This window comes from Pseudomonas sp. RA_5y_Pfl1_P24, from assembly GCF_963970945.1.
Taxonomy (GTDB): domain Bacteria; phylum Pseudomonadota; class Gammaproteobacteria; order Pseudomonadales; family Pseudomonadaceae; genus Aquipseudomonas; species Aquipseudomonas tritici.
The window spans coordinates 289386-311480 of record NZ_CAXAOJ010000003.1; the positions used below are offsets into that span (position 1 = coordinate 289386).

Sequence of the window (22095 nt, forward strand, 5' to 3'; positions counted from 1 at the left end):
TGGCAATCAACCCTTGGTCGGGTTAATCCTCGAGGGGGGTCAACGCGACGCGCAGCGCGGCGATGGCGGCATCGCGGGACGCTTCGTCGGCGAACTCGGCGCTGTCCGCTACCGCGCTACCGTCCAGCCATACGCTGAAGCTCAGGGCCTCAGGGCGCACATCCAGCGCGTCACCGTTTTGCAGTTGCTTGGTCACGGCACCGGCGGCCTTACCGTCGGCGAAATGACGCGACAGCAATAATTGCTCGCCATCGGCGGCCAACAGGCGGAAGCGGAAGCTGCCGTCGTCTTCGCGAAAGCTCACAAAGCGCGCGGCTTTTGCGGCTTTCTTCTTCGCAGCGACCGGCGCCGCAGCTTGCTCGACAAACGAACGCAGGCCAACCGCTTCACGCAGCTCGGCGAGGAACGGCGCCGCCACGGCACGGGCTTTTTTGGCGCCGACCAGCAGCAGGTCTTCCATATCCGATGGGCGCGACATCAGCGCGTGGTAGCGCTCGCGCGCTTCGCCCAACTGCCCATCCAGCAGCTGGAACAGACGGCTTTTCGCCTCACCCCAGCCCAGGCCTTGTTGCAGCTCGGCGCGGAATTCTTCTTCCTGGGCCTTACTGGCAAAGGCCTGGTACAAGGTGAACAGGTGCGAGTTGTCCGGGTCCTTGGCTTCGCCTGGCGCGCGGGAGTCGGTGACGATCCGCGAGATGGCGTCCTTCATGTCCTTGGCGCTGGTGAACAACGGAATGGTGTTGTCGTAGCTTTTCGACATCTTGCGGCCGTCCAGGCCCGGCAAGGTGGCGACGCTTTCTTCGATCAACGCCTCAGGCATGGTGAAGAATTCTTTGCCGTTGCCAAACAGGTGGTTGAAGCGCTGGCCGATGTCGCGGGCCATTTCCACGTGCTGGATCTGGTCACGGCCGACCGGCACTTTGTGCGCATTGAACATCAGGATGTCCGCCGCCATCAGCACAGGGTAGCTGTACAGGCCCATGGTGATGCCCGCGTCCGGGTCTTCACCGGTTTCTATGTTTTTGTCCACCGAGGCCTTGTAGGCGTGGGCGCGGTTGAGCAGGCCCTTGGCGGCCACGCAGGTCAGCAGCCACGTCAGCTCGGGGATTTGCGGGATGTCCGACTGGCGATAGAACGTCACCCGGTTTACATCCAGGCCACCGGCCAGCCAGGTCGCGGCGATTTCCATACGCGAACGCTGGATGCGCTGCGGGTCATCGCATTTGATCAGGGCGTGGTAGTCGGCCAGGAAGTAGAAGGAGTCGGCATTGGCGTCCTGGCTGGCAAGGATCGCCGGGCGGATCGCACCGGCGTAGTTGCCCAGGTGCGGCGTGCCGGTGGTGGTGATGCCGGTGAGGATACGGGTACGAGTCGTCATGGGTAATCGCTTATCAGACTGCTATCAATTCGAGAGGCGCGGCAGGACCAGATCCTTGAGATCGGTGAGCTTGCCATGAAAAAAGTGTCCGCATTCTGCCACTTTCAGCAGCTCATGGGGGCGTTTCAAGGCGGCGGACCAGTCGTAGACGAGTTGTGGGTCGACCACTTCATCGGTTTCAGGCTGGATCAGTGTCAATGGGCACCCCTGGGGCAGCAGGTCGTTATCGCTCAAGCGCATCACCGCAGCGGCCACCATGAACAGATGTGACAGTTTTTCGCCCTTGGCTTCCAGGCGGCCGCCGAGGCTGGCAGCGACGTAGCCACCGAAGGAAAAACCGAGCAAGGTGATCGGCAGCTCGGGGTGTTTTTCCCGCAGCCAAGCGGCGGCCGCTTCGGCATCGTCCACTTCACCGGTGCTCATGTCGTGGGTGCCGGCACTTGCGCCGACACCACGGTAATTGAAACGCAAAGTAATCAATCCAGCATCGCGGGCAGTGCGCTGCAGGGTCGACACAACTTTATTAAGCATGGTCCCACCCTGCACCGGGTTAGGGTGGCAGATCAACGCCAGGCCACGCGGCTCGGGGTGATCCAGATACAGGGCTTCCAATTGGCCTACCGGGCCATCGATCAAAACGGGGGTTTCACGCATGAGCAAGAGATGAACTCCGTGACCTCTCAATGGGTCGACTCGTCTAGCTAAAAGTCTGTGCTTGGCATCATTGCGAGCTTAATCGCGGTATACAGCGCAGGTTTGAGCCGTTAACGTAAAGCAAAGCCGTTTATAGAGGAAGGACTCGTGGAACACTCGCTCTTAGTTTGGTTGTTGCCGACTCTTGCCCTGGTTGCCGGTGTCGCCATTGGATTCCTGGTTGCTCGCCTGTTGCCGAATGCCGCGCCTAACCGCACGCAGCGTCAGCTGGATGACATTCAGGAACGTTTTGACAGTTATCAGAATGAGGTGGTTACCCACTTCAACAGCACCGCGACCCTGGTCAAGAAGCTCACCCAGAGCTACCAGGATGTACAGGACCACCTCGCCGATGGTGCCAACCGCCTGGCCCTCGATGACATTACCCGTCAGCGTCTGCTGGCCGCGTTGCATTCCGATGCACCTCAAGCGCCGCGGGAGCGCCTGACCCCGCCGCGGGAAAACCAGGAGCCTCCACGGGACTACGCGCCAAAAACGCCGAACGCCCCTGGCATGCTGGATGAGCATTACGGCTTGAAGAAGTAACTCGTCTTCAAGCAACAAAAAGCCCGGCTGATCGATGATCAGCCGGGCTTTTTTGTGAGTCTCACAAACAACATCAATCAAATGTGCGGGCTTGCTCGCGACAGCGGTGGGTCAGTCAGCACATCGGTAACGGATAGACCGTATTCGCGAGCAAGCCGACTCCCACATTGACCGAGTTTGACCTTACGCCAATGGTTGTTCTTGCAACCGCCCACCCTCAATCCGCACATGCCGCCCATGGAAACGCTTGAGGCTGCTGCGATGCCCCACACTGACAATGCTCAGCCCCGGCAGCTCATCAATCAACGCTTGATACAGCGTTGCCTCATCCTCTTCATCCATAGCCGACGTCGCCTCATCCATGTACAGCCATTGCGGCGCATACAACAACGCACGGGCGAAGGCCAGGCGCTGCTGCTCGCCCGGTGAGAGCATGCGCTGCCAGTGGTTGGCGTCGTCCAGACGAGCAACCAGATGGGGTAGACGGCACGTCTCGAGGGCCTGTGCATAACGTTCTGCCGGGTAGACGCTGTCGTCCTGTGGATAACTCAACACCGCCTTCAGCGTGCCAATCGGCAAGTACGGTTTTTGCGGTAGGAACAGATAGCGCTCGGCCGGCAGGCGAATATTACCGTGGCCGTTGGGCCACAGGTTGCCCATGGCCCGCAGCAAGGTCGACTTGCCGCTGCCGGAACGACCGCTGAGCATCAAGCGCTCACCCTCGGCGACGGTCAGGTCGGCGCCCTGCAGCAAATGACGGCCGTCGGCGAGGTCCAGGCTCAGGTCCTTGACCTGCAAATCCCCGCCTTGATGTTGCAAGCCAATGCCCATGGTGCGGTTTTGGTTGTCTTGCATGGCCTGGCCGAAACTCAGCAGACGATCACAGGTGGCGCGCCAACTGGCCAGCATCGTATAGGCGTCGACAAACCAACTGAGGCTGCCCTGCACACTGCCAAACGCCTGGGCCACCTGCATCAGTACGCCCAGTTCGATTTTGCCGGAAAAATAACGCGGCGCCGCGACCACAAAAGGAAAGATGATCGCGATCTGGGAGTAACCACTGGTAAAGAAATTCAGGCGCTTCTTGAGCTGCATGATGCTCCAGAAATTGCTCCACACCCGCCCGAAACGCGCACTCAATTGCTGGTGTTCGTTGCGTTCGCCATTGATCAGCGCGATGCTTTCCGCGTTTTCGCGCACCCGCACCAGGCTGAAACGCAAGTCGGCCTCGAACCGTTGTTGACGGTTGCTCAGGCCGATGAGTTTTCGACCAATCAAGTGGGTCAACCAACTGCCGACCACCGCGTAAACCAGCGCCGCCCAGAACATGTAGCCGGGAATGGTGATGCCCCACACGTCGATACTGCCGGACACGCCCCACAGAATCACCGAGAACGACACCAGGCTCACCAGGTTGCTGATAAAACCCAGCCCCAGGTTGAGGGTGCTGCTGGTAAAGGCGTTGAGGTCTTCGGAGATACGCTGGTCGGGGTTATCGGTGTAGCCGCCGTATTCCAGGTGGTAGTAATTCTTGTGGCTCAGCCATTGGGCAAAGTAGGTTTCCGTCAGCCAGCGGCGCCAGCGGATGGTGAGCATCTGTTGCAAATAGGAGGTGAACACACCGGTCACGATTGCTACCACCGCAATCACGCTGAAGTACATCAGCAGATGGGTGAAGGCGTCGTAGTCCTTGTGCTCCAGGGCGTTATAGAAATCGCGGTTCCAGCTGTTGAACCATACCGACACGGCGACGCTGAACAGCGAAAGCCCCAGCACCACCAACAGCAGCAGCCAGGCTTTGCCCTTCTCTTCGCTGCGCCAATAAGGCGTGATCAGCCCCCACACCCGCCGTAAAAATTGCCCACGCACCGCGTCGTTGACCGCGGAGTACTCAGCGTTCTGATTCATCGTTCAGGCTCGGTAGGGATAAGGTCACAGGCGTATGAACCGATCATAAGTGATCGGTTCAGGGCTCTGTGCGGCCTGAAGCAGACTGTTCAGCTTAGGTTCAGCGACGTACCGGGCGCTTCTGCAACTTACGCTGCAAGGTGCGGCGATGCATGCCCAGGGCACGGGCAGTGGCGGATATATTGCCTTCGTGCTCGGTCAGCACGCGCTGGATGTGCTCCCACTGCAAGCGGTCCACCGACATCGGATTTTCCGGCACCAGCGTGTCGAGGTCAGCGTGCTCGGACAGCAAGGCGGCCAGTACGTCGTCGGCGTCTGCCGGCTTGCACAGGTAGTTGCACGCGCCGCGCTTGATGGCCTCGACGGCAGTTGCAATGCTGGAGTAACCGGTGAGGATCACCACACGCATTTCCGGGTCGAGCTCCAGCAGCTTGGGCAACAGCACCAGGCCGGAGTCACCGTCCATTTTCAGGTCGAGCGCAGCGTAGTCCGGCAGGTCGGCCTGGGCGATGATCAGGCCCTCTTCGGCGGAACCTGCGGTGCTGACGCGGAAACCACGACGGCTCATGGCGCGCGCCATCACGCGGGTAAAGGTGGCGTCGTCATCTACCAGCAACAGGTGCGGCAGTTCTTCACCTTCGACTTGGATCTCGTCACTCATCGATATCTCCTCGTGCGACACGGGGCAGGCGCAGCTCGGTGAGCGTACCGCCTTCCTCATGACTATAGAGTTTCACTGAGCCGCCCGCGCGGGTCACGCTGGCCTTGCTCAAAAACAGGCCGAGGCCGAAGCCTTTGCCCTTGGTGGTAAAGAACGGTTTACCGATCTGCTCGGCAATCGCCAGCGGCACACCTGCACCGTGGTCACGAATACTGATGGTCACGTTCTCGGCATCCCAATCCAACTGTACGCCCAGGCCTTCGGGGCAGGCGTCGGCGGCGTTGTTCAGCAGGTTGAGCAATGCCTGGGTCAAATCCGGTGGCGGCGCCATGCGCGGCACGCTGCCCTGCCCCAGCAGATGAAAACGGTAACTGGCTTCGGGGCGCATCAGGTGCCAGCGGTTCAGCGCTTCGTCGAGCCACTGGGTCACATCCTGCATCTCCACCGCCAGGCGGCGATTGGCTTCGGCGGCCCGCACCAGTTGCTGCAAGGTCTGCTTGCACTGCTTGACCTGCTCCTGCAACACGCTCAAGTCATCTTGCAGGGCCGGGTCGTGATGGTCTTGGGTCATTTCCTTGAGCAGCACGCTCATGGTGGCCAACGGCGTACCCAATTCATGGGCGGCGCCGGCGGCTTGGGTGGCGACGGCCAGCAGTTGTTGGTCGCGCAGGCCCTCTTCACGGCGAATGGCGCGCAGTTCTTCCTGGCGACGCAGTTCTTCGGCCATGCGTGCGGCGAAGAAGGTGATGACCGCAGCAGACAGGGCAAAACTCAGCCACATCCCGTAGATCTGCAGATTTTCGCGGGCGATAGGAAAAGTTTGCAGCGGGTAGAACTGCGCCAGCAGCAACGTATACAGGGTCAGCGCGATGCCCGACAGCACCACCGAGTAGCGCCACGGCAAGGTCACGGCGGCAATGGTCAGTGGCACCAGGTAATAAGACACAAACGGGTTGGTGGAACCACCGGAGAAATACAGCAACACACTGTGGATAAACAGATCGCAGGCCAGTTGCAGCGCGTATTCCAGCTCGGTGACCGGCCAGGTGGTACGCAAGCGGATCGCGGTAAACACACAAAGGACGATGGAAAACCCGAGGGTTACGCCCAGTTGCAGCCAGGGCAGTGGCAGCAGGTCAAACCAATAGGCAAGCCCCACGGAGCCGGCTTGTGCGGCCAGTACCAGGGTACGTATGAACGTCAGGCGCCAGAGGTTCTGGCGGGTGGCGGAAGTCAGTTTTACGGCGGCGAGCATGAGCTCTCCCGGTGAGCGCTGCAGGCGGATCGGCAGGAGTATAAACGAAGCAGCGCCTTGGGCATTGGGTGTGTGGCTCTTTGACGCAGTGGGCGCCGCCGCTTGAAGCTTGCAGCTTTTTTTTCTAATTCCTAAACCCGAAGAACCCAACGCCATCGTCTACAGTCTTACCGAACACGAACATCCCAAGGAGCTTTCATGTCTCGTTTCACTCGCAGTGCAGCCGTTATCACGCTCAGCGTCAGCGCCCTGGCCAGCCTTCCGGCCCTGGCTGGCGATGAGCTGCATTACAACCAGATCTCCCTGCGCGCCGAGGCCAGCCAGGAAGTGGCCCGCGACAAGATGATCGTCACCCTGTACACAGAATCCCAGAACAGCGACCCGGCCAAACTCGCCGCCGAAATCACTGAAACGATGAACAAGGCCCTCGGCCAGGCCAGCGAAGTCAAAGCCGTGACCCTGCGCCAAGGCAGCCGTAACAGCTACCCGATCTACGACAACAAGAACCAGAAGATCACCGGCTGGCGTGAGCGTGCCGAACTGCGCCTGGAAAGCGCGGACTTCCCGGCGCTGTCCAAGCTCACCGGCGAACTGCTGACCACCCTGAAAATGGACAGCATGGACTTCGCCATCGCCGACGCCACGCGCAAGTCCAGTGAAGATGCACTGCTCAAGGATGCGGTTGCCGCCTTCAAGGCTCGCGCGCAACTGGCCACCGATGCATTGGGCGGCAAGGGCTACAAGATCGTCAACTTGAACTTCAACACCAACGGCTACCCAACGCCTTATGCCCGTGGCGGCATGATGATGAAGGCAGCGATGGCCGATTCGGCACCGACACCGGAGGTCGAAGCCGGCACCAGCCAAGTCACCATGAGTGCCGATGGCGTGATCGAAGTGCAGATGCAGTGACCCCTACCTGACAAACCTGAACGGCGTTACCCTCGGTGACGCCATTTTCGTTTGGGCAGCTTATGTATGCCTGCCACTTCAGGGGTCTCCATGGAAAGAATCGCCTTAAAGCCGCTCCTCCTCGCCGCAGGCCTGCTGGCCTTTATGCCGTTGGCCCAGGCGGCCAGCACCCTGGTCTACTGCTCCGAAGCCAGCCCCGCCGGTTTCGATCCCAGCCAGTACACCAGCGGCACCGATTTTGATGCATCTGCCGAAACCGTGTTCAACCGCCTGACCCAGTTCAAGCGCGGTGGCACCGAAGTCGAACCTGGCCTGGCGACAAGTTGGGATGTTTCCAAGGACGGCCTGACGTATACCTTCCACCTGCGCGATGGCGTCAAGTTCCACACCACGGATTTCTTCACGCCTACCCGCGACTTCAACGCGGATGACGTGCTGTTCACCTTCAATCGCCTGCTGGATGCCGAAAGCCCGTTCCGCAAGGCCTACCCTTCCGAGTCGCCTTACTTCACCGACATGGGCTTGAACACCACGATCAAGAGCGTCGACAAACTCGACGAACACACCGTGCGCTTCAACCTGAACAACGTCGATGCGTCGTTCGTGCAGAACCTGGCCATGAGCTTCGCTTCAGTGCAATCCGCCGAGTACGCCGCGCAACTGCTCAAACAAGGCACAGCCTCCGACATCAACCAGAAGCCGGTGGGCACTGGGCCGTTTGTGTTCAAGCGCTACCAGAAGGATTCGCAGATCCGCTACGTGGCCAACAAACAGTATTGGAAGCCCGAGGATGTGAAACTCGACAACCTCGTGTTCGCCATTACCCCGGATGCCGCGTCACGCCTGCAAAAGCTCAAGGCCGGCGAATGTCAGGTCAGCGGCTATCCACGCCCCGCCGACATCGAAGTGATGAAGCAGGACCCGAACGTGCGCGTGCTGCAGCAAGCCGGTTTCAACTTGGGCTTTTTGGCCTACAACGTGACCCATCCGCCGCTTGACCAGCTCAAGGTGCGCCAGGCCCTGGACATGGCGATCGACAAGCCCGCGATTATCAAAGCCGTGTACCAGAGCGCCGGGCAATTGGCGCAGAATGCACTCCCACCTGCACAGTGGTCTTATGACCCCGCGATCAAGGACGCGCCCTACGACCCGACCCAGGCCAAAGCGCTACTAAAAGAAGCAGGGGTTGCACCAGGTACCACCATCAACCTGTGGGCAATGACCGTCCAGCGCGCGTCCAATCCGAATGCGCGCATGTCGGCCCAAATGATTCAACAGGATTGGGCAAAAATTGGCATCAAGGCCAACATCGTCAGCTATGAATGGGGCGAATACATCAAGCGCGCCAAAAACGGCGAGCACGACGCGATGATTTATGGCTGGACTGGCGACAATGGCGACCCGGATAACTGGCTTGGCGTGCTCTACAGTTGTGCCGCGGTCAAGGGCAGCAACTACGCTAAATGGTGTAACCCGGCGTACGACAAACTCGTTCAACAAGCCAAGATCAGCAATGACCGCGAGCAGCGCATCAAGTGGTATCAACAGGCACAGAAAATCCTTAAGGAACAAGTACCTATAACACCTATCGCAAACTCGACGGTTTTCCAACCCATGCGCAAGGAAGTCAAAGACTTCAAGATCAGCCCCTTCGGGTTGACGCCGTTCTATGGCGTGAGTCTAGATAAGTAACAGCAACGCCCCAACCGAGTGCGCCAGACGCCTCGGTTGGTCTTTTTTAGTGCGCTGCTTGCACCGAAAAAACCCTCGAAATATGCGCAAATATGTACAAACTTTCATAATTGCGACATTCCTGTACGTTCGTACCACTCTTTCACCCTCGGAACGGTTCAGCATCTTGCAATGGGTATGGCGCCTGCATAAGTATCCGCAGGCCGGCTCACGAGGTCGCCCTCACCATCAAAAATGACAACAAATCATGAGGCCAACATGCTTAGAAACGCAGTCATTCCGTTAATTGTTAGCGCTGGCCTAATGGCCGCGGCACCTTTCGCCCAAGCGGCGACTAACCTGGTGTTCTGCTCCGAAGGGAGCCCGGCCGGTTTTGATCCAGGCCAGTACACCACCGGAACAGACTTCGATGCCTCGGCCGAAACCATGTTCAACCGCCTGACCCAGTTCGAACGTGGCGGCACCGCTGTGATTCCTGGGCTGGCCACCAGCTGGGAAGTGTCCTCGGATGGCTTGACCTACACCTTTCACCTGCGTGATGGCGTCAAGTTCCACACCACCTCGTACTTCAAGCCGACCCGTACCTTCAATGCCGATGACGTGCTGTTCACGTTCAACCGCATGATCAACAAGGACGATCCGTTCCGCAAAGCCTACCCCACTGAGTTCCCGTACTTCACGGACATGGGGATGGACACCAACATCAAGAACATCGAGAAAGTCGATGAGCACACCGTCAAGTTCACCCTTGGCACTGTGGACGCCGCGTTCATCCAGAACCTGGCAATGAGCTTCGCCTCGATCCAGTCGGCTGAATACGCCGCTCAACTGCTCAAGGAAGGCAAGCCTGCGGACATCAACCAGAAGCCAATCGGCACTGGCCCGTTCGTGTTCAAGAGCTACCAGAAAGACTCGAACATTCGTTACACCGGCAACAAGGACTACTGGAAACCTGAAGACGTGAAGATCGACAACCTGATCTTCGCCATCACCACCGACCCGTCGGTGCGTATCCAGAAACTCAAGAAAAACGAATGCCAGATCACCTTGTTCCCACGCCCGGCCGACCTCAAGGCGCTGGGTGAAGACAAGGACTTGAAACTGCCGCACCAGGCCGGTTTCAACCTGGGTTACATCGCCTACAACGTTATGGACAAGGTCAAGGGCAGCGACCAGCCAAACCCGCTGGCCGACCTGCGCGTGCGCCAGGCGCTAGACATGTCGGTGAACAAGCAGCAGATCATCGACTCCGTGTACCAGGGCGCTGGCCAACTGGCCGTGAACGCCATGCCACCGACCCAATGGTCGTATGACACCACCATCAAGGACGCCAAGTTCGACCCTGAGAAAGCCAAGGCGCTGCTCAAGGAAGCCGGCGTCAAGGAAGGTACCGAAATCGTTCTGTGGGCCATGCCGGTTCAGCGTCCGTACAACCCGAACGCCAAGCTGATGGCTGAAATGCTGCAAAACGACTGGAAGAAGATCGGTCTCAACGTAAAAATTACCAGCTACGAGTGGGGCGAGTACATCAAGCGCTCCAAAGGTGGCGAGAACCAGGCCATGATCATTGGCTGGAGCGGTGACAATGGTGATCCAGACAACTGGCTGAACGTGCTGTTCGGCTGCGACTCGCTGTCGGGTAACAACTTCTCCAAATGGTGCGACAAGAAATTCGACGGCATCGTGAAAGAAGCCAAGGCTACGTCGGATGTCGCCAAACGCACCGAGCTGTACAAGCAGGCGCAACATATCCTCAAAGATGCTGTCCCGATGACACCTATCGCGCACTCGACGGTGTATCAACCCATGCGCAACACCGTGCAGGACTTCAAGATCAGCCCGTTTGGCTTGAACTCCTTCTACGGCGTGAGCGTCAGCGGCAAGTAAGGACCAATAACGGCGACGTTGCATAACGTCGCCGTTATTGCATCCGCCTGACCCGTAGGAAACAGACCACGCTTGCAATCGTTGCTTCCTACAGCAGCGAACTGCGATGCGCGACTCCGTTACCTACAAGGTCAATCCGATTTGGTGCATTTACTGCCAGGTCCGCGACCCATAACGTCGTAGGACAGCAGAGGCACCAACCTCGGAAGGGTACTTGCTGCGTGTGGGATCAGTGATGTCCCCCTGGCCGAACGCCAAGGTGATTGCTCGCTGATGACAACTACAAACAAGGATCGGGATCGTCATGCGCCATACCACCGTTCTATCCGCAATTTTTGGCACCAGCCTGCTGGCTGTGGCCACGATGGGCCAAGCCGCCGAAAAGAAGAGCCTGGTGTTCTGCTCGGAAGGCAGCCCAGCAGGTTTTGACACCGCGCAATACACCACCGCCACCGATAACGATGCGGCCGAGCCGCTGTACAACCGCTTGGTTGAGTTTGAAAAAGGCGCGACCAATGTGGTGCCCGGGCTGGCTACCAAGTGGGATATTTCCGAAGACGGCCTGACGTACACCTTCCACCTGCGCGAAGGGGTGAAGTTCCATAGCAACAAGGAGTTCAAGCCAACGCGGGACTTCAATGCTGACGACGTGCTGTTCACGTTCAACCGCATGCTTGACCCTGAGCATCCGTTTCGCAAGGCCTACCCCACCGAGTTTCCGTACTTCAACGGGATGAGCCTGAACAAGAACATTGCCAAGGTCGAGAAAACTGACCCGCACACCGTGGTGATGACCTTGAACACGGTCGACGCTGCGTTCGTGCAGAACATTGCCATGAGTTTCGCTGCGATCCTGTCGGCCGAATACGCCGAGCAGTTGCTCAAGAGCGGTAAGCCGAGCGATATCAACCAGAAGCCGATCGGCACTGGCCCCTTCGTTTTCCAGCGCTATCAGAAAGATTCGCAGATCCGTTATTTGGCCAACAAACAATACTGGGACCCTAGCCGGGTCAAGCTCGACCAGTTGATCTTCGCCATCAACACCGACGCTTCGGTGCGGGTGCAAAAACTCAAGGCCGGCGAATGCCAGGTAACCCTGCATCCGCGCCCGGCTGACGTGGACGCCCTCAAGGCGGACCCGAACCTGCAACTGCTGACCAAGCCAGGCTTCAACCTCGGCTACATCGCCTACAACGTGCGCCACAAGCCATTCGACCAACTCGAAGTGCGCCAGGCACTGGACATGGCGGTGAACAAGCAGAGCATTCTGAATGCCGTGTACCAGGGCGCTGGGCAACTGGCGGTCAACGCCATGCCGCCGACGCAATGGTCCTACGACGACAGCATCAAGGACGCCGCCTACAACCCGGAAAAAGCCAAGGAACTGCTCAAGGCCGCCGGCGTGAAGGAAGGTACCGAGATCACCTTGTGGGCAATGCCGGTACAACGGCCGTACAACCCCAACGCCAAGCTGATGGCCGAGATGCTGCAAAGCGACTGGGCCAAAATCGGCCTCAAGGTCAAGATCGTCAGCTACGAGTGGGGCGAATACATCAAGCGCACCAAGAACGGTGAGCACGACATCAGCCTGATCGGCTGGACCGGCGACAATGGTGACCCGGACAACTGGCTGGGCACTCTTTATAGCTGCGACGCCATCGGCGGGAACAACTACTCCATGTGGTGTGACCCGGCGTACGACAAGTTGATCAAGCAAGCCAAGGTCGTGACCGACCGCGAACAAAGGACTGTTCTGTACAAACAGGCGCAGCAACTGCTCAAGCAGCAGGTGCCCATCACGCCAGTCGCCCACTCGACGGTCAACCAGCCGTTAAGCACCAAAGTCGAAGGTTTCAAAGTGAGCCCCTTCGGCCGCAACGTGTTCTCGGGCGTCAGTATCACCCCATAAGAAAATAACCGGATTGCGCAGGGCGAACATCGCCTTGCTGCAAACGTGCGGCCTTCTATTAGGATTTTTCCTACGGCAAACGTTTGCATAGGCTTGAACGAGTTACACAACCAATAGCCGGATCACCAAAAAAGACCGGCATTAAAAAGAGAACCAAAGGAGCTTCATTCATGAAACTGAGCAGCAAAGCGCTTCTGGCCCTGGCCATCAGCAGCATCACGGCCACCGCCTACGCTGAACCCGTCAGCCAGGACTTCGTTCCGACTACCCTGGCCGGCACCAGCGCGCAAAGCGAGGCCAAAGGCTTTATCGAAGACTTCAGCCTGGGCGGCACGACGCGTAACTGGTACGCCCACGAAAGCAAATACCGTGGCGGCACCTTCACATACAAAAAGCATGGCCAGACCCTGACTGACCGTAACCGTACCAACTGGGTACAGGGCACGATCATCAACGCCAGCTCGGGTTTCACCCAGGGCACCGTAGGCGTCAAGACTGAATTGGCGGTGTACAACGCCGTGGTCCTGGACCGCAGCAAGCGTGATATCAAGGGCGGCTCCAACCGTACCCTGGCTGACTCCGACGGTGATGCAGTAGACCAATGGAGCAAACTGGGCCTGGCCAACGTGCAGTTCCGTGTGTCGAACACCACGTTGACTGCCGGTCGTCAGAACTTCAGCAGCGGCATCGTCGACACCATCGGCAACCGTGCACTGCCATCGAGCTTTGAAGGTGTGAGCTTCAACAGCGAAGAGTTCAGCAACCTGTCGTTCCAAGGTGGCGTGTTTGACCGCGTTTCGCCACGTACCGAACAGAGCTTGTCGAAATTCCGCAGCGAATACGGCAATGGCGCGGAAACCGACAAGGTGTCCACCCTGGGCCTGAACTACCAGCCGCTGAAAAGCCTGAAAGTCAGCGTCTTCGGCGCCAACGTGAAGGACTTCTGGAACCAGTACTACTTCGGCGCAACCCACGAGTTGGGTGATGCCCAGCAACTGGCGCTGACCACCGGTTTCAACTACTACAAGACTGTCGATGAAGGCAAAAAAGAGATGGGGGAAATCGACAACGATACCTACTCCCTGTCCCTGGGCCTGGCTCACCAGGCGCACAGCCTGACCTTCTCCTACCAGGCTGTGAACGGTAACGAATACTTCGACTACCTGCACGAAACCAACGGCATCTACCTTGCCAACTCCCTGACCTCTGACTTCAACGGCCCGAACGAGAAATCGTTCCAGGTTGCCTATGCCATCAACATGGCCGAATACGGCGTGCCAGGCTTGAAGTTCAACATCTACTCGGCGCGTGGCTGGGGCATCGACGGCACTCACTACACCGGCAACAACGGTCGGGCCAATTTCGCCTACGCCGGCATCCAGAACCAGGACGGCGAAAAACACCAGGAATACGGTGTCGGCAGCTCTTACGCCATCCAAAGCGGCCCACTCAAGGCCACCACCGTGCGCGCAACCTATGTTGAGCACCGTGGCAGCGAGTTCCAGGCAGATGGCAGCATCAAAGAGTTCCGTCTGGTCACCACCGTTCCATTCAACATCCTTTAATTAGCACCAGGTAGACGGCGGGCTCAGGACGAGCCCGCCGTCTACGTTTGTCTGGTCCCATCGATTGCAGAGGGCTCCGAATGAAATTGCTCCCACTACAAGCCGCCATGGCTGCCGCGCTGTTGAGCGTGGCGATCGGCGTTTCGGCCAAACCACTGGTGGTCTGCACCGAAGCCAGCCCGGAAGGTTTCGACCCGGTCCTGTACACCACAGCTGTGACCGCTGACGCTGCCGCTGAAACCATGTTCAACCGTTTGGTGGACTTCAAGCCCGGCACCACTGAAGTGATCCCCGCGCTGGCCAAAGCCTTGCCAGAGATCAGCGCCGATGGCCTGACCTACACCTTTCACCTGCGTGACGACATCAAGTTCCACACCACCGACTACTTCAAACCCACGCGCAACATGAACGCCGACGACGTACTTTGGAGCTTCCAGCGCCAGCTGGACCCGAATCACCCGTGGCATAACAAGTCCCTCGTGGGCTACCCGTACTTCGAAAGCATGGGCTTCAAGGAACTGCTCAAGAGCGTGGAGAAGACCGACGATCACACTGTCGTCTTTACCCTGACGCGCCGTGAAGCACCGTTCCTGGCCGACCTGGGCATGGCATTCTCTTCAATCCATTCGAAGGAATACGCCGACCAGTTGCTCAAATCCGGCAAGACCGACGACCTCAACGCCAAGCCCATCGGCACTGGCCCGTTCATCTTCACCCGTTATCAGAAAGACGCCCAGGCGCGGTTCAAAGCCAACCCCGACTACTTCCGCGGCAAACCGGCAGTCGACCCGCTCATCCTGGCGGTCACCACCGATAACAATGTGCGCCTGCAGAAGCTCAAGGCCAACGAATGTCAGATCGCGTTGTTTCCCAAGCCGGATGACATTCCAAGCATCAAGAAAGACCCGAACCTGAAAGTCGATGAACTGGCGGCGATGACCACCAGCTACACCGCGTTGAACACCACCCACAAATACATGAGCGATGCGCGGGTCCGTCACGCGATCAACATCGCGTTCGACAAGGCCGGCTATACCGAAGCCCTGTTCGGCAAAGGCAATGCGGTGGTGGGCACCGGCCCTTATCCGCCGACCTTGCTGGGTTTCAACGACAAGCTGAAGAATCCGCCCCGCGACCTGGAGAAGGCCCGCGCCCTGCTCAAGGAAGCCGGCGTACCGGAAGGTACCGAGTTCACCCTGTTCACCCGTAACGGCGGCGGCCCGACCAACCCTAACCCGATGCTCGGCGCACAGCGCATGCAGGCGGACCTGGCGCAGGTCGGCTTGAAGGTGAATATCAAAGTCATGGAATGGGGCGAGATGCTCAAGCGTGCTAAAAACGGCGAGCACGACATGGTTTCGGCTGGCTGGGTAGGTGATAACGGCGACCCGGACAATTTCCTGACGCCAAACCTGAGTTGCGATGCTGCGAAAAACGGCGAAAACTACGCACGCTGGTGTAACAAAGAGTTTCAAGACTTGATCGATAAGGCACGCGCCGTCGCTGAACCCGACCAGCGCGCTGCACTCTATGAACAAGCACAGGACGTTTTCGACAAGGACCAACCATGGCTTCCCATGGCTTATCCGAAACTGTTCACCGCCATGCGCAAGAACGTAGAAGGCTTTACCCAAAGCCCTCTGGGTACAAATAACTTCGCCACCACCCAGGTGAAGTAAATAAGAAAAACGCTCGGCGCCGTCGCTATTGACGGCGCCGGACCTGCCTAACCGGCTGATCGAGGTACACAACAAGATGTTTAGTTTTATTGCCCGCCGACTGGGGTTACTGATCCCCACGTTCTTCGGCATCACGTTGCTGACGTTTGCGTTGATTCGCATGATCCCTGGCGACCCCGTCGAAGTCATGATGGGCGAACGACGAGTCGACCCCGAGATGCACGCACAGGCAATGGAACGCCTTGGCCTTAACAAGCCACTGTATGCCCAATATCTGGACTATGTCGGCAAGCTCGCCCAGGGCGACCTTGGCGAATCGCTGCGCACCCGCACCAGCGTGTGGACCGAATTCACCGCCCTCTTCCCGGCGACCCTGGAACTGTCCATGGCCGCCCTGTTGTTCGCCGGTATCCTGGGCCTGCTGGCCGGGGTGATCGCGGCACTTAAACGAGGATCCCTGTTCGACCACGGGGTGATGGGCATCTCCCTGGCGGGATATTCGATGCCGATCTTCTGGTGGGGCCTGATCCTGATCATGTTCTTCTCGGTGAGCCTGGGCTGGACTCCGGTTTCCGGGCGTATCGACCTGCTCTACGACATCGAGCCGCGCACCGGCTTCATGCTGATCGACACCCTGCTGGCTGACGAGCCGGACGCATTCTGGGATGCACTGCACCACCTGATCCTACCGGCCATCGTGCTTGGCACCATCCCGCTGGCAGTGATCGCGCGGATGACCCGGTCGTCGATGCTCGAAGTACTGCGCGAAGACTACATCCGCACCGCCAAGGCCAAGGGCCTGTCGCCGGCGCGCGTGGTGTTCGTGCACGGCCTGCGTAACGCGTTGATCCCGGTATTGACCGTGGTAGGCCTGCAAGTCGGCACGCTGCTGGCCGGTGCGGTCTTGACCGAAACCATCTTCTCGTGGCCCGGCATCGGCAAATGGCTGATCGAAGCCATTGGCGCACGAGACTACCCGGTGGTGCAAAACGGCATTCTGCTGATCGCCTGCCTGGTGATCCTGGTGAACTTCGTGGTGGATATCCTCTACGGCTTCGCCAACCCACGCATCCGTCACCAGCGCTGAGATCATGACCATGACCACACCTACTCCAGTGTCAGCAGTCGATCAAAGCCTGCTGTACCCGTCTCCGTACAAAGAATTCTGGCAAGCCTTCTCCAAGAACAAGGGCGCGGTTGCCGGCCTGTTGTTCATGTTGCTGATCGTGTTCTGCGCGATCTTCGCGCCCTGGGTTGCGCCGCATAACCCAAGCGAGCAATACCGCGACTTCCTGCTGACCCCGCCGGTCTGGCTGGAAGGCGGGCAGATGCAATTTCTGTTGGGCACCGACGAGTTGGGCCGTGATTTGCTCTCACGCCTGATTCAGGGCTCGCGCCTGTCGTTGCTGATCGGTTTGTCGTCGGTGGTGATGTCGCTGATCCCGGGGATCCTGCTGGGTCTGTTCGCCGGGTTCTTCCCGCGCTTGCTCGGCCCGACCATCATGCGTTTGATGGACATCATGCTGGCCTTGCCCTCGCTGCTGCTGGCCGTTGCCATTGTCGCGATCCTCGGCCCTGGCCTGATCAACACCGTGATCGCCATCGCTATCGTCTCGTTGCCGTCCTACGTGCGTCTGACCCGCGCTGCGGTGATGGGCGAACTGAACCGCGACTACGTGACCGCCGCCCGCCTCGCCGGCGCCGGCCTGCCACGCTTGATGTTCATCACCGTGCTGCCCAACTGCATGGCGCCGCTGATCGTACAGGCCACCTTGAGTTTCTCCTCGGCGATCCTCGATGCCGCGGCCCTGGGCTTCCTCGGCCTTGGCGTTCAACCGCCAACCCCGGAGTGGGGCACCATGCTGGCTTCGGCCCGTGACTACATCGAACGCGCCTGGTGGGTGGTGAGCCTGCCGGGTCTGACCATTTTGCTCAGCGTGCTGGCAATCAACTTGATGGGTGACGGCCTGCGCGATGCGCTGGACCCGAAACTCAAGAACGCCGCCTGAGGAGATTCCCATGTCACTGTTAGAAATCAAGAATCTCAACGTCCGCTTCGGCGACAAGACCGCCGTGCCGGTGGTCGATGGCCTCGACGTTTCGGTCGACAAAGGCGAAGTACTGGCGATCGTTGGCGAGTCGGGTTCGGGTAAATCCGTGACCATGATGGCGCTGATGGGCCTGATCGAGCATCCCGGCATCGTCACCGCCGACGCGCTGAACTTTGACGGCAAGGACATGCTCAAGCTGAGCAACCGCCAGCGTCGCCAGATCGTCGGCAAAGACCTGTCGATGGTGTTCCAGGACCCGATGACCGCGCTGAACCCCAGCTACACCGTGGGTTTCCAGATTGAAGAAGTCTTGCGCCTGCATTTGAAGATGTCCGGCAAGCAAGCGCGCAAGCGTGCCATCGAACTGTTGGAAAAGGTTGAAATCCCAGGCGCCGCCAGCCGTATGGACGCCTACCCGCACCAACTGTCCGGCGGCATGAGCCAGCGTGTGGCCATCGCGATGGCGATCGCCGGCGAGCCGAAGCTGCTGATCGCCGACGAACCGACCACCGCGCTGGACGTGACCATCCAGGCGCAGATCATGGAACTGCTGCTGGCCCTGCAGAAAGAACAGAACATGGGCCTGGTGCTGATCACCCACGACCTCGCGGTCGTGGCGGAAACCGCCCAGCGCGTGTGCGTGATGTACGCCGGCCAAGCAGTGGAAGTCGGCCAGGTGCCGCAGTTGTTCGACATTCCGGCGCACCCCTACAGCGAAGCGCTGCTCAAGGCGATCCCCGAGCACAGCCTCGGCGCCACGCGCCTGGCCACGCTGCCGGGTATCGTTCCTGGTCGTTACGACCGCCCGCAGGGTTGCCTACTGTCACCACGTTGCCCGTACGTGCAGGAATCCTGCCGTGCCCAGCGTCCTGACCTTGACCCGAAAACCAACAGCCTCGCGCGCTGCTTCTACCCCTTGAACCAGGAGGTGGCGTAATGGCCGTCGTTCTTACCGCCCGCGACCTTACCCGTCACTACGAAGTGTCCCGTGGCCTGTTCAAGGGCCATGCTCTGGTACGTGCGCTCAATGGCGTGTCCTTTGAGCTGGAAGCCGGCAAGACCCTCGCCGTTGTTGGCGAGTCGGGTTGCGGCAAATCCACCCTGGCCCGTGCGCTCACGCTGATTGAGGAGCCATCTTCCGGGTCCTTGAAAATCGCCGGCCAGGAAGTCGCCGGCGCCGACAAGGCCCAGCGCAAGCAATTGCGCAAAGACGTGCAGATGGTGTTCCAAAGCCCCTATGCCTCATTGAACCCACGGCAGAAAGTCGGCGATCAACTCGGCGAGCCGCTGCTGATCAACACCAACCTGTCCGCCGCCGAACGCCGCGAAAAAGTGCAGGCGATGATGAAGCAAGTGGGCCTGCGCCCTGAGCATTATCAGCGTTACCCGCACATGTTCTCCGGTGGTCAGCGCCAGCGTATCGCCCTCGCTCGCGCGATGATGTTGCAACCGAAAGTGCTGGTGGCGGATGAGCCGACCTCGGCACTCGACGTGTCGATCCAGGCCCAGGTGCTTAACCTGTTCATGGACCTGCAGCAGGAATTCAACACGGCCTACGTGTTCATTTCCCACAACCTGGCCGTGGTGCAACACGTTGCCGATGATGTGATGGTGATGTACCTCGGTCGCCCGGTGGAAGTCGGCCCCAAGGAAGACATCTACGCCCGCCCGCTGCACCCGTACACCCAGGCGTTGCTGTCGGCGACCCCGACCATTCACCCGGACCCGAACAAGCCGAAAATCAAGATCGTTGGCGAACTGCCCAACCCGCTGAACCCGCCGCCCGGCTGCGCCTTCCACAAGCGCTGCCCGTACGCAACTGCGCGGTGCAGCACCGAGGAGCCGCAACTGCGCGCCTTGGATAACCGCCAGGTGGCTTGCCACTATGCGGAGCAGTTTGTCGCGTAAGCCCCTGCGCGGGTCTGCTTTTGTGGCGAGGGATGCTCCCTCGCCACAGTAGTCCGACTCCAGGATTGGAGTGATACAGCGTTCTACAACCCTTCCCATCAGGTTGCGCATCAGCCTGGCGGGAGGGGTTTTTCTTTTGGGCGAGGCCTACGTCTGGCTATCGCCTTCGTCGTCCGAATCGTCGCTGTCCGGCTCATCGGTGGTGGAGTCATCGTCGTCCTGGCTGCCGCCCTGGTCCTTGTCGCCGGGTTCAGCCTCGGACTTGGCCAATTGCAGATCCTGGCTGTGCACCGCAGTCAATGCAGCACCGCCCTGCACCGGATTATGCGCCCAGGCCGACGACGTCCCCAACGACAACAGCACCAGCACCTTTATCAACAGCACGACTCGTTGAAAAATACTCATGGTTGATTCCGCCCAGTCAGTAGGTAAATCCCACGCGACAGCCGTTCACCGTCGCCAGCGTTGACGCTAGTCCCAATGCCGGGTTTACGCCAGGCCTCAGGTGTCGCCGTTGTCGTAAGTTTCGCTGTCTTCGCCTTTTGAATCGATGGGTTTCACCACTGTGGTTTGGACAGTGCCGCAGAGCTTGATGCCACGTCCCTAATATCGACGTACCGCACCGTAATAGCTAAACACTGAAGTCCGCATAAGCGGCGTTGAGCTATTTCAATAGATTATTAATCCAAACGTCATTATTCCTAATGCATTGCCCCCAACCACTGAGCAAACAAAGAAACCTTTGTTTATCGAGTGCAAAGCACCCACATTTAAAATCCCCAGCATTCACAACCTATTGTTTTTAAACCCCACTCATCAGTATTTTATAGCTGGCCCAAAAAAACAAAATGTCAACTGTTAAACCTAACAGTATATCGATTTAAAAACGCCTGCTAGATTCAGAACTTAACAAACCCGCTTAACATAAGGAACAATCCATGAGTACCGCTATCGAGTACACCCCACCGAATGCAAAAGTCACCGCCAACGATGTGGAAAAAGTGAAAAAGTACGTAACTCAAGGATTAGCACTTCCGACAACGTTACCGGCTATTGCCTACGCCTATAACGGAACTGTTGTAGACAATGGAATCAGTGACACCGAACTTCTTGCCACGTTTTCAACTATCCATGGGCATGCCGCCAAATGGTCACCTCTGGAGACTGAAATTATAAAAGTAGCTGTTTCCCTAAAAAGGTTTGCAGAAGACCTCAAGGACTATACGGAACCTGCCATTGAAGAGATTAAAGCGTTGCCGGGATACAGCAATTACGCGCTCCAAACGAGTAGCCTGACCGAAGATCAGATCAGTATGTTTAAATCCCCTTTAGATGAAGGGGATACCACGACACAAAACACCTATAAGACCATCGACGAATACGTCGTTGCCATAATTCAATCCATTCAAAACAAACAAGCTGAAGCCACCACGATAAAAAACCAATTAGTGGCCTTCGACATGGACCTGAACGCAATTGAAGTCGATGTAGGTCAAAAGGCAGCGAGAGCATTGGCCTCCCACACATTGACGGAGCTTAGAGATATTACTGCAAGGCTGGTTGCCATTAATAATGAAGTCAGCGATCTAAGAAAAGAATCAAAATACAGTGTTGGCGAGTGGTTTTTATTTGCCACTCTTGTAGTCCCAGTGATCGGTGTGCCCGTGACTGCCGGGTACTTTGCTAGTCGGGACAGTGCCTTTAGCGCCAAAATTGACGCCCTGCATAACGAAGAAAGTATGTTACTGACCCGGCAGGCCGATCTCCAAAAAGTCGCAGCAGTACTGAATAACATTCATTCCGCGATGCGCAGCCTTGGCATTTTTACAAAAGGTGCCATCGACGGCATGATGCAAATCGAAGCATTGTGGACTGCAACGCTCGCGGAAATCATCGCCTCCAAGAACCTACTGAGCAAGACCAAAGACTTCAGCGAACTGGCAATTTTTATTATAAAAATGACCGCCGTGCTCGCCCGGTGGAAGAAAATCAAAGACTACATGAATGACATGACACTTGCCTTTGGCCAAAGAAACTAAGCCTGGAGTACA

General features: G+C 58.3%; 18 protein-coding genes. 12 read left to right on the top strand and 6 right to left on the bottom strand.

The window, feature by feature from the left end; translation table 11 throughout:
• Window positions 1-22: 22 nt before the first annotated feature.
• Entirely contained in the window at window positions 23-1378 is a 1356-nt protein-coding gene (locus AACY30_RS06060) for a tryptophan--tRNA ligase (RefSeq protein ID WP_339539998.1), read from the bottom strand.
• Between the two features lie 24 nt (window positions 1379-1402).
• A complete protein-coding gene (locus AACY30_RS06065) occupies window positions 1403-2032 on the bottom strand; it encodes an alpha/beta hydrolase (protein ID WP_049710016.1) in 630 nt (209 codons plus the stop codon).
• A 147-nt stretch (window positions 2033-2179) separates the two neighbouring features.
• Between AACY30_RS06065 and AACY30_RS06070 the strand changes: the two genes are divergently transcribed.
• Window positions 2180-2617, top strand: coding sequence for a YhcB family protein (locus tag AACY30_RS06070; protein WP_004372274.1), 438 nt, complete (start codon window positions 2180-2182; stop codon window positions 2615-2617).
• 183 nt (window positions 2618-2800) lie between these two features.
• Here the strand turns inward: AACY30_RS06070 and AACY30_RS06075 are convergent, their stop codons facing one another.
• The 3 genes from AACY30_RS06075 to AACY30_RS06085 all read right to left on the bottom strand — a co-directional run bounded on the left by AACY30_RS06075 (window position 2801) and on the right by AACY30_RS06085 (window position 6441).
• Entirely contained in the window at window positions 2801-4525 is a 1725-nt protein-coding gene (locus AACY30_RS06075; RefSeq protein ID WP_339468448.1) for an ABC transporter ATP-binding protein/permease, read from the bottom strand.
• A 100-nt stretch (window positions 4526-4625) separates the two neighbouring features.
• Window positions 4626-5186, bottom strand: coding sequence for a response regulator transcription factor (locus AACY30_RS06080; RefSeq protein ID WP_339417449.1), 561 nt, complete (start codon window positions 5184-5186; stop codon window positions 4626-4628).
• On the bottom strand, window positions 5179-6441 hold the full coding sequence (locus tag AACY30_RS06085) for an ATP-binding protein (RefSeq protein WP_314569373.1): 1263 nt from the start codon (window positions 6439-6441) through the stop codon (window positions 5179-5181). Before AACY30_RS06085 ends, AACY30_RS06080 begins: the two co-directional genes overlap by 8 nt.
• Before the next feature lie 198 nt (window positions 6442-6639).
• Here AACY30_RS06085 and AACY30_RS06090 point away from each other — a divergent pair, with 198 nt between their 5' ends.
• The 10 genes from AACY30_RS06090 to AACY30_RS06135 all read left to right on the top strand — a co-directional run bounded on the left by AACY30_RS06090 (window position 6640) and on the right by AACY30_RS06135 (window position 20044).
• Entirely contained in the window at window positions 6640-7353 is a 714-nt protein-coding gene (locus AACY30_RS06090; protein ID WP_339468446.1) for an SIMPL domain-containing protein, read from the top strand.
• 90 nt (window positions 7354-7443) lie between these two features.
• Window positions 7444-9045, top strand: coding sequence for an ABC transporter substrate-binding protein (locus AACY30_RS06095; protein ID WP_339468444.1), 1602 nt, complete (start codon window positions 7444-7446; stop codon window positions 9043-9045).
• Between the two features lie 258 nt (window positions 9046-9303).
• Window positions 9304-10932, top strand: coding sequence for an ABC transporter substrate-binding protein (locus AACY30_RS06100; protein WP_339468442.1), 1629 nt, complete (start codon window positions 9304-9306; stop codon window positions 10930-10932).
• 364 nt (window positions 10933-11296) lie between these two features.
• Window positions 11297-12841 (top strand): ABC transporter substrate-binding protein, encoded by a 1545-nt coding sequence (locus AACY30_RS06105; protein ID WP_445261419.1) that lies wholly within the window; start codon window positions 11297-11299, stop codon window positions 12839-12841.
• Window positions 12842-13011: 170 nt separating this feature from the next.
• Complete coding sequence (locus tag AACY30_RS06110; protein ID WP_339468439.1) at window positions 13012-14406, top strand: OprD family outer membrane porin; 1395 nt, start codon at window positions 13012-13014, stop codon at window positions 14404-14406.
• Between the two features lie 80 nt (window positions 14407-14486).
• Entirely contained in the window at window positions 14487-16085 is a 1599-nt protein-coding gene (locus AACY30_RS06115) for an ABC transporter substrate-binding protein (protein WP_339539999.1), read from the top strand.
• A gap of 76 nt (window positions 16086-16161) precedes the next feature.
• Window positions 16162-17172, top strand: a complete 1011-nt coding sequence (locus AACY30_RS06120) for an ABC transporter permease subunit (RefSeq protein WP_003171721.1) — start codon at window positions 16162-16164, stop codon at window positions 17170-17172.
• Window positions 17173-17182: 10 nt separating this feature from the next.
• Window positions 17183-18094 (top strand): ABC transporter permease subunit, encoded by a 912-nt coding sequence (locus AACY30_RS06125; RefSeq protein WP_339437877.1) that lies wholly within the window; start codon window positions 17183-17185, stop codon window positions 18092-18094.
• A gap of 10 nt (window positions 18095-18104) precedes the next feature.
• Window positions 18105-19073 (top strand): ABC transporter ATP-binding protein, encoded by a 969-nt coding sequence (locus tag AACY30_RS06130; protein ID WP_339417438.1) that lies wholly within the window; start codon window positions 18105-18107, stop codon window positions 19071-19073.
• A complete protein-coding gene (locus tag AACY30_RS06135) occupies window positions 19073-20044 on the top strand; it encodes a peptide ABC transporter ATP-binding protein (RefSeq protein WP_016976250.1) in 972 nt (323 codons plus the stop codon). The genes AACY30_RS06130 and AACY30_RS06135 overlap by 1 nt, the downstream gene beginning before the upstream one ends.
• A gap of 147 nt (window positions 20045-20191) precedes the next feature.
• Here AACY30_RS06135 and AACY30_RS06140 read toward each other — a convergent pair whose 3' ends face one another.
• Entirely contained in the window at window positions 20192-20449 is a 258-nt protein-coding gene (locus AACY30_RS06140; protein ID WP_339468436.1) for a hypothetical protein, read from the bottom strand.
• A 533-nt stretch (window positions 20450-20982) separates the two neighbouring features.
• Between AACY30_RS06140 and AACY30_RS06145 the strand changes: the two genes are divergently transcribed.
• Window positions 20983-22083 carry an alpha-xenorhabdolysin family binary toxin subunit A gene (locus AACY30_RS06145; protein ID WP_339468435.1) on the top strand — a complete coding sequence of 367 codons (1101 nt, stop codon included), beginning with the start codon at window positions 20983-20985 and terminating at the stop codon, window positions 22081-22083.
• The last annotated feature ends 12 nt before the right edge of the window (window positions 22084-22095 follow it).

Excerpts from the sequence above, each read along its gene's own strand:
- AACY30_RS06060 (WP_339539998.1), bottom strand. The coding sequence starts at position 1,378 with ATGACGACTCGTACCCGTATCCTCACCGGCATCACCACCACCGGCACG.
- AACY30_RS06065 (WP_049710016.1), bottom strand. The coding sequence starts at position 2,032 with ATGCGTGAAACCCCCGTTTTGATCGATGGCCCGGTAGGCCAATTGGAA.
- AACY30_RS06075 (WP_339468448.1), bottom strand. The coding sequence starts at position 4,525 with ATGAATCAGAACGCTGAGTACTCCGCGGTCAACGACGCGGTGCGTGGG.
- AACY30_RS06080 (WP_339417449.1), bottom strand. The coding sequence starts at position 5,186 with ATGAGTGACGAGATCCAAGTCGAAGGTGAAGAACTGCCGCACCTGTTG.
- AACY30_RS06085 (WP_314569373.1), bottom strand. The coding sequence starts at position 6,441 with ATGCTCGCCGCCGTAAAACTGACTTCCGCCACCCGCCAGAACCTCTGG.
- AACY30_RS06090 (WP_339468446.1), top strand. The coding sequence starts at position 6,640 with ATGTCTCGTTTCACTCGCAGTGCAGCCGTTATCACGCTCAGCGTCAGC.
- AACY30_RS06095 (WP_339468444.1), top strand. The coding sequence starts at position 7,444 with ATGGAAAGAATCGCCTTAAAGCCGCTCCTCCTCGCCGCAGGCCTGCTG.
- AACY30_RS06100 (WP_339468442.1), top strand. The coding sequence starts at position 9,304 with ATGCTTAGAAACGCAGTCATTCCGTTAATTGTTAGCGCTGGCCTAATG.
- AACY30_RS06105 (WP_445261419.1), top strand. The coding sequence starts at position 11,297 with ATGGGCCAAGCCGCCGAAAAGAAGAGCCTGGTGTTCTGCTCGGAAGGC.
- AACY30_RS06110 (WP_339468439.1), top strand. The coding sequence starts at position 13,012 with ATGAAACTGAGCAGCAAAGCGCTTCTGGCCCTGGCCATCAGCAGCATC.
- AACY30_RS06115 (WP_339539999.1), top strand. The coding sequence starts at position 14,487 with ATGAAATTGCTCCCACTACAAGCCGCCATGGCTGCCGCGCTGTTGAGC.
- AACY30_RS06120 (WP_003171721.1), top strand. The coding sequence starts at position 16,162 with ATGTTTAGTTTTATTGCCCGCCGACTGGGGTTACTGATCCCCACGTTC.
- AACY30_RS06125 (WP_339437877.1), top strand. The coding sequence starts at position 17,183 with ATGACCACACCTACTCCAGTGTCAGCAGTCGATCAAAGCCTGCTGTAC.
- AACY30_RS06130 (WP_339417438.1), top strand. The coding sequence starts at position 18,105 with ATGTCACTGTTAGAAATCAAGAATCTCAACGTCCGCTTCGGCGACAAG.
- AACY30_RS06135 (WP_016976250.1), top strand. The coding sequence starts at position 19,073 with ATGGCCGTCGTTCTTACCGCCCGCGACCTTACCCGTCACTACGAAGTG.
- AACY30_RS06140 (WP_339468436.1), bottom strand. The coding sequence starts at position 20,449 with ATGAGTATTTTTCAACGAGTCGTGCTGTTGATAAAGGTGCTGGTGCTG.
- AACY30_RS06145 (WP_339468435.1), top strand. The coding sequence starts at position 20,983 with ATGAGTACCGCTATCGAGTACACCCCACCGAATGCAAAAGTCACCGCC.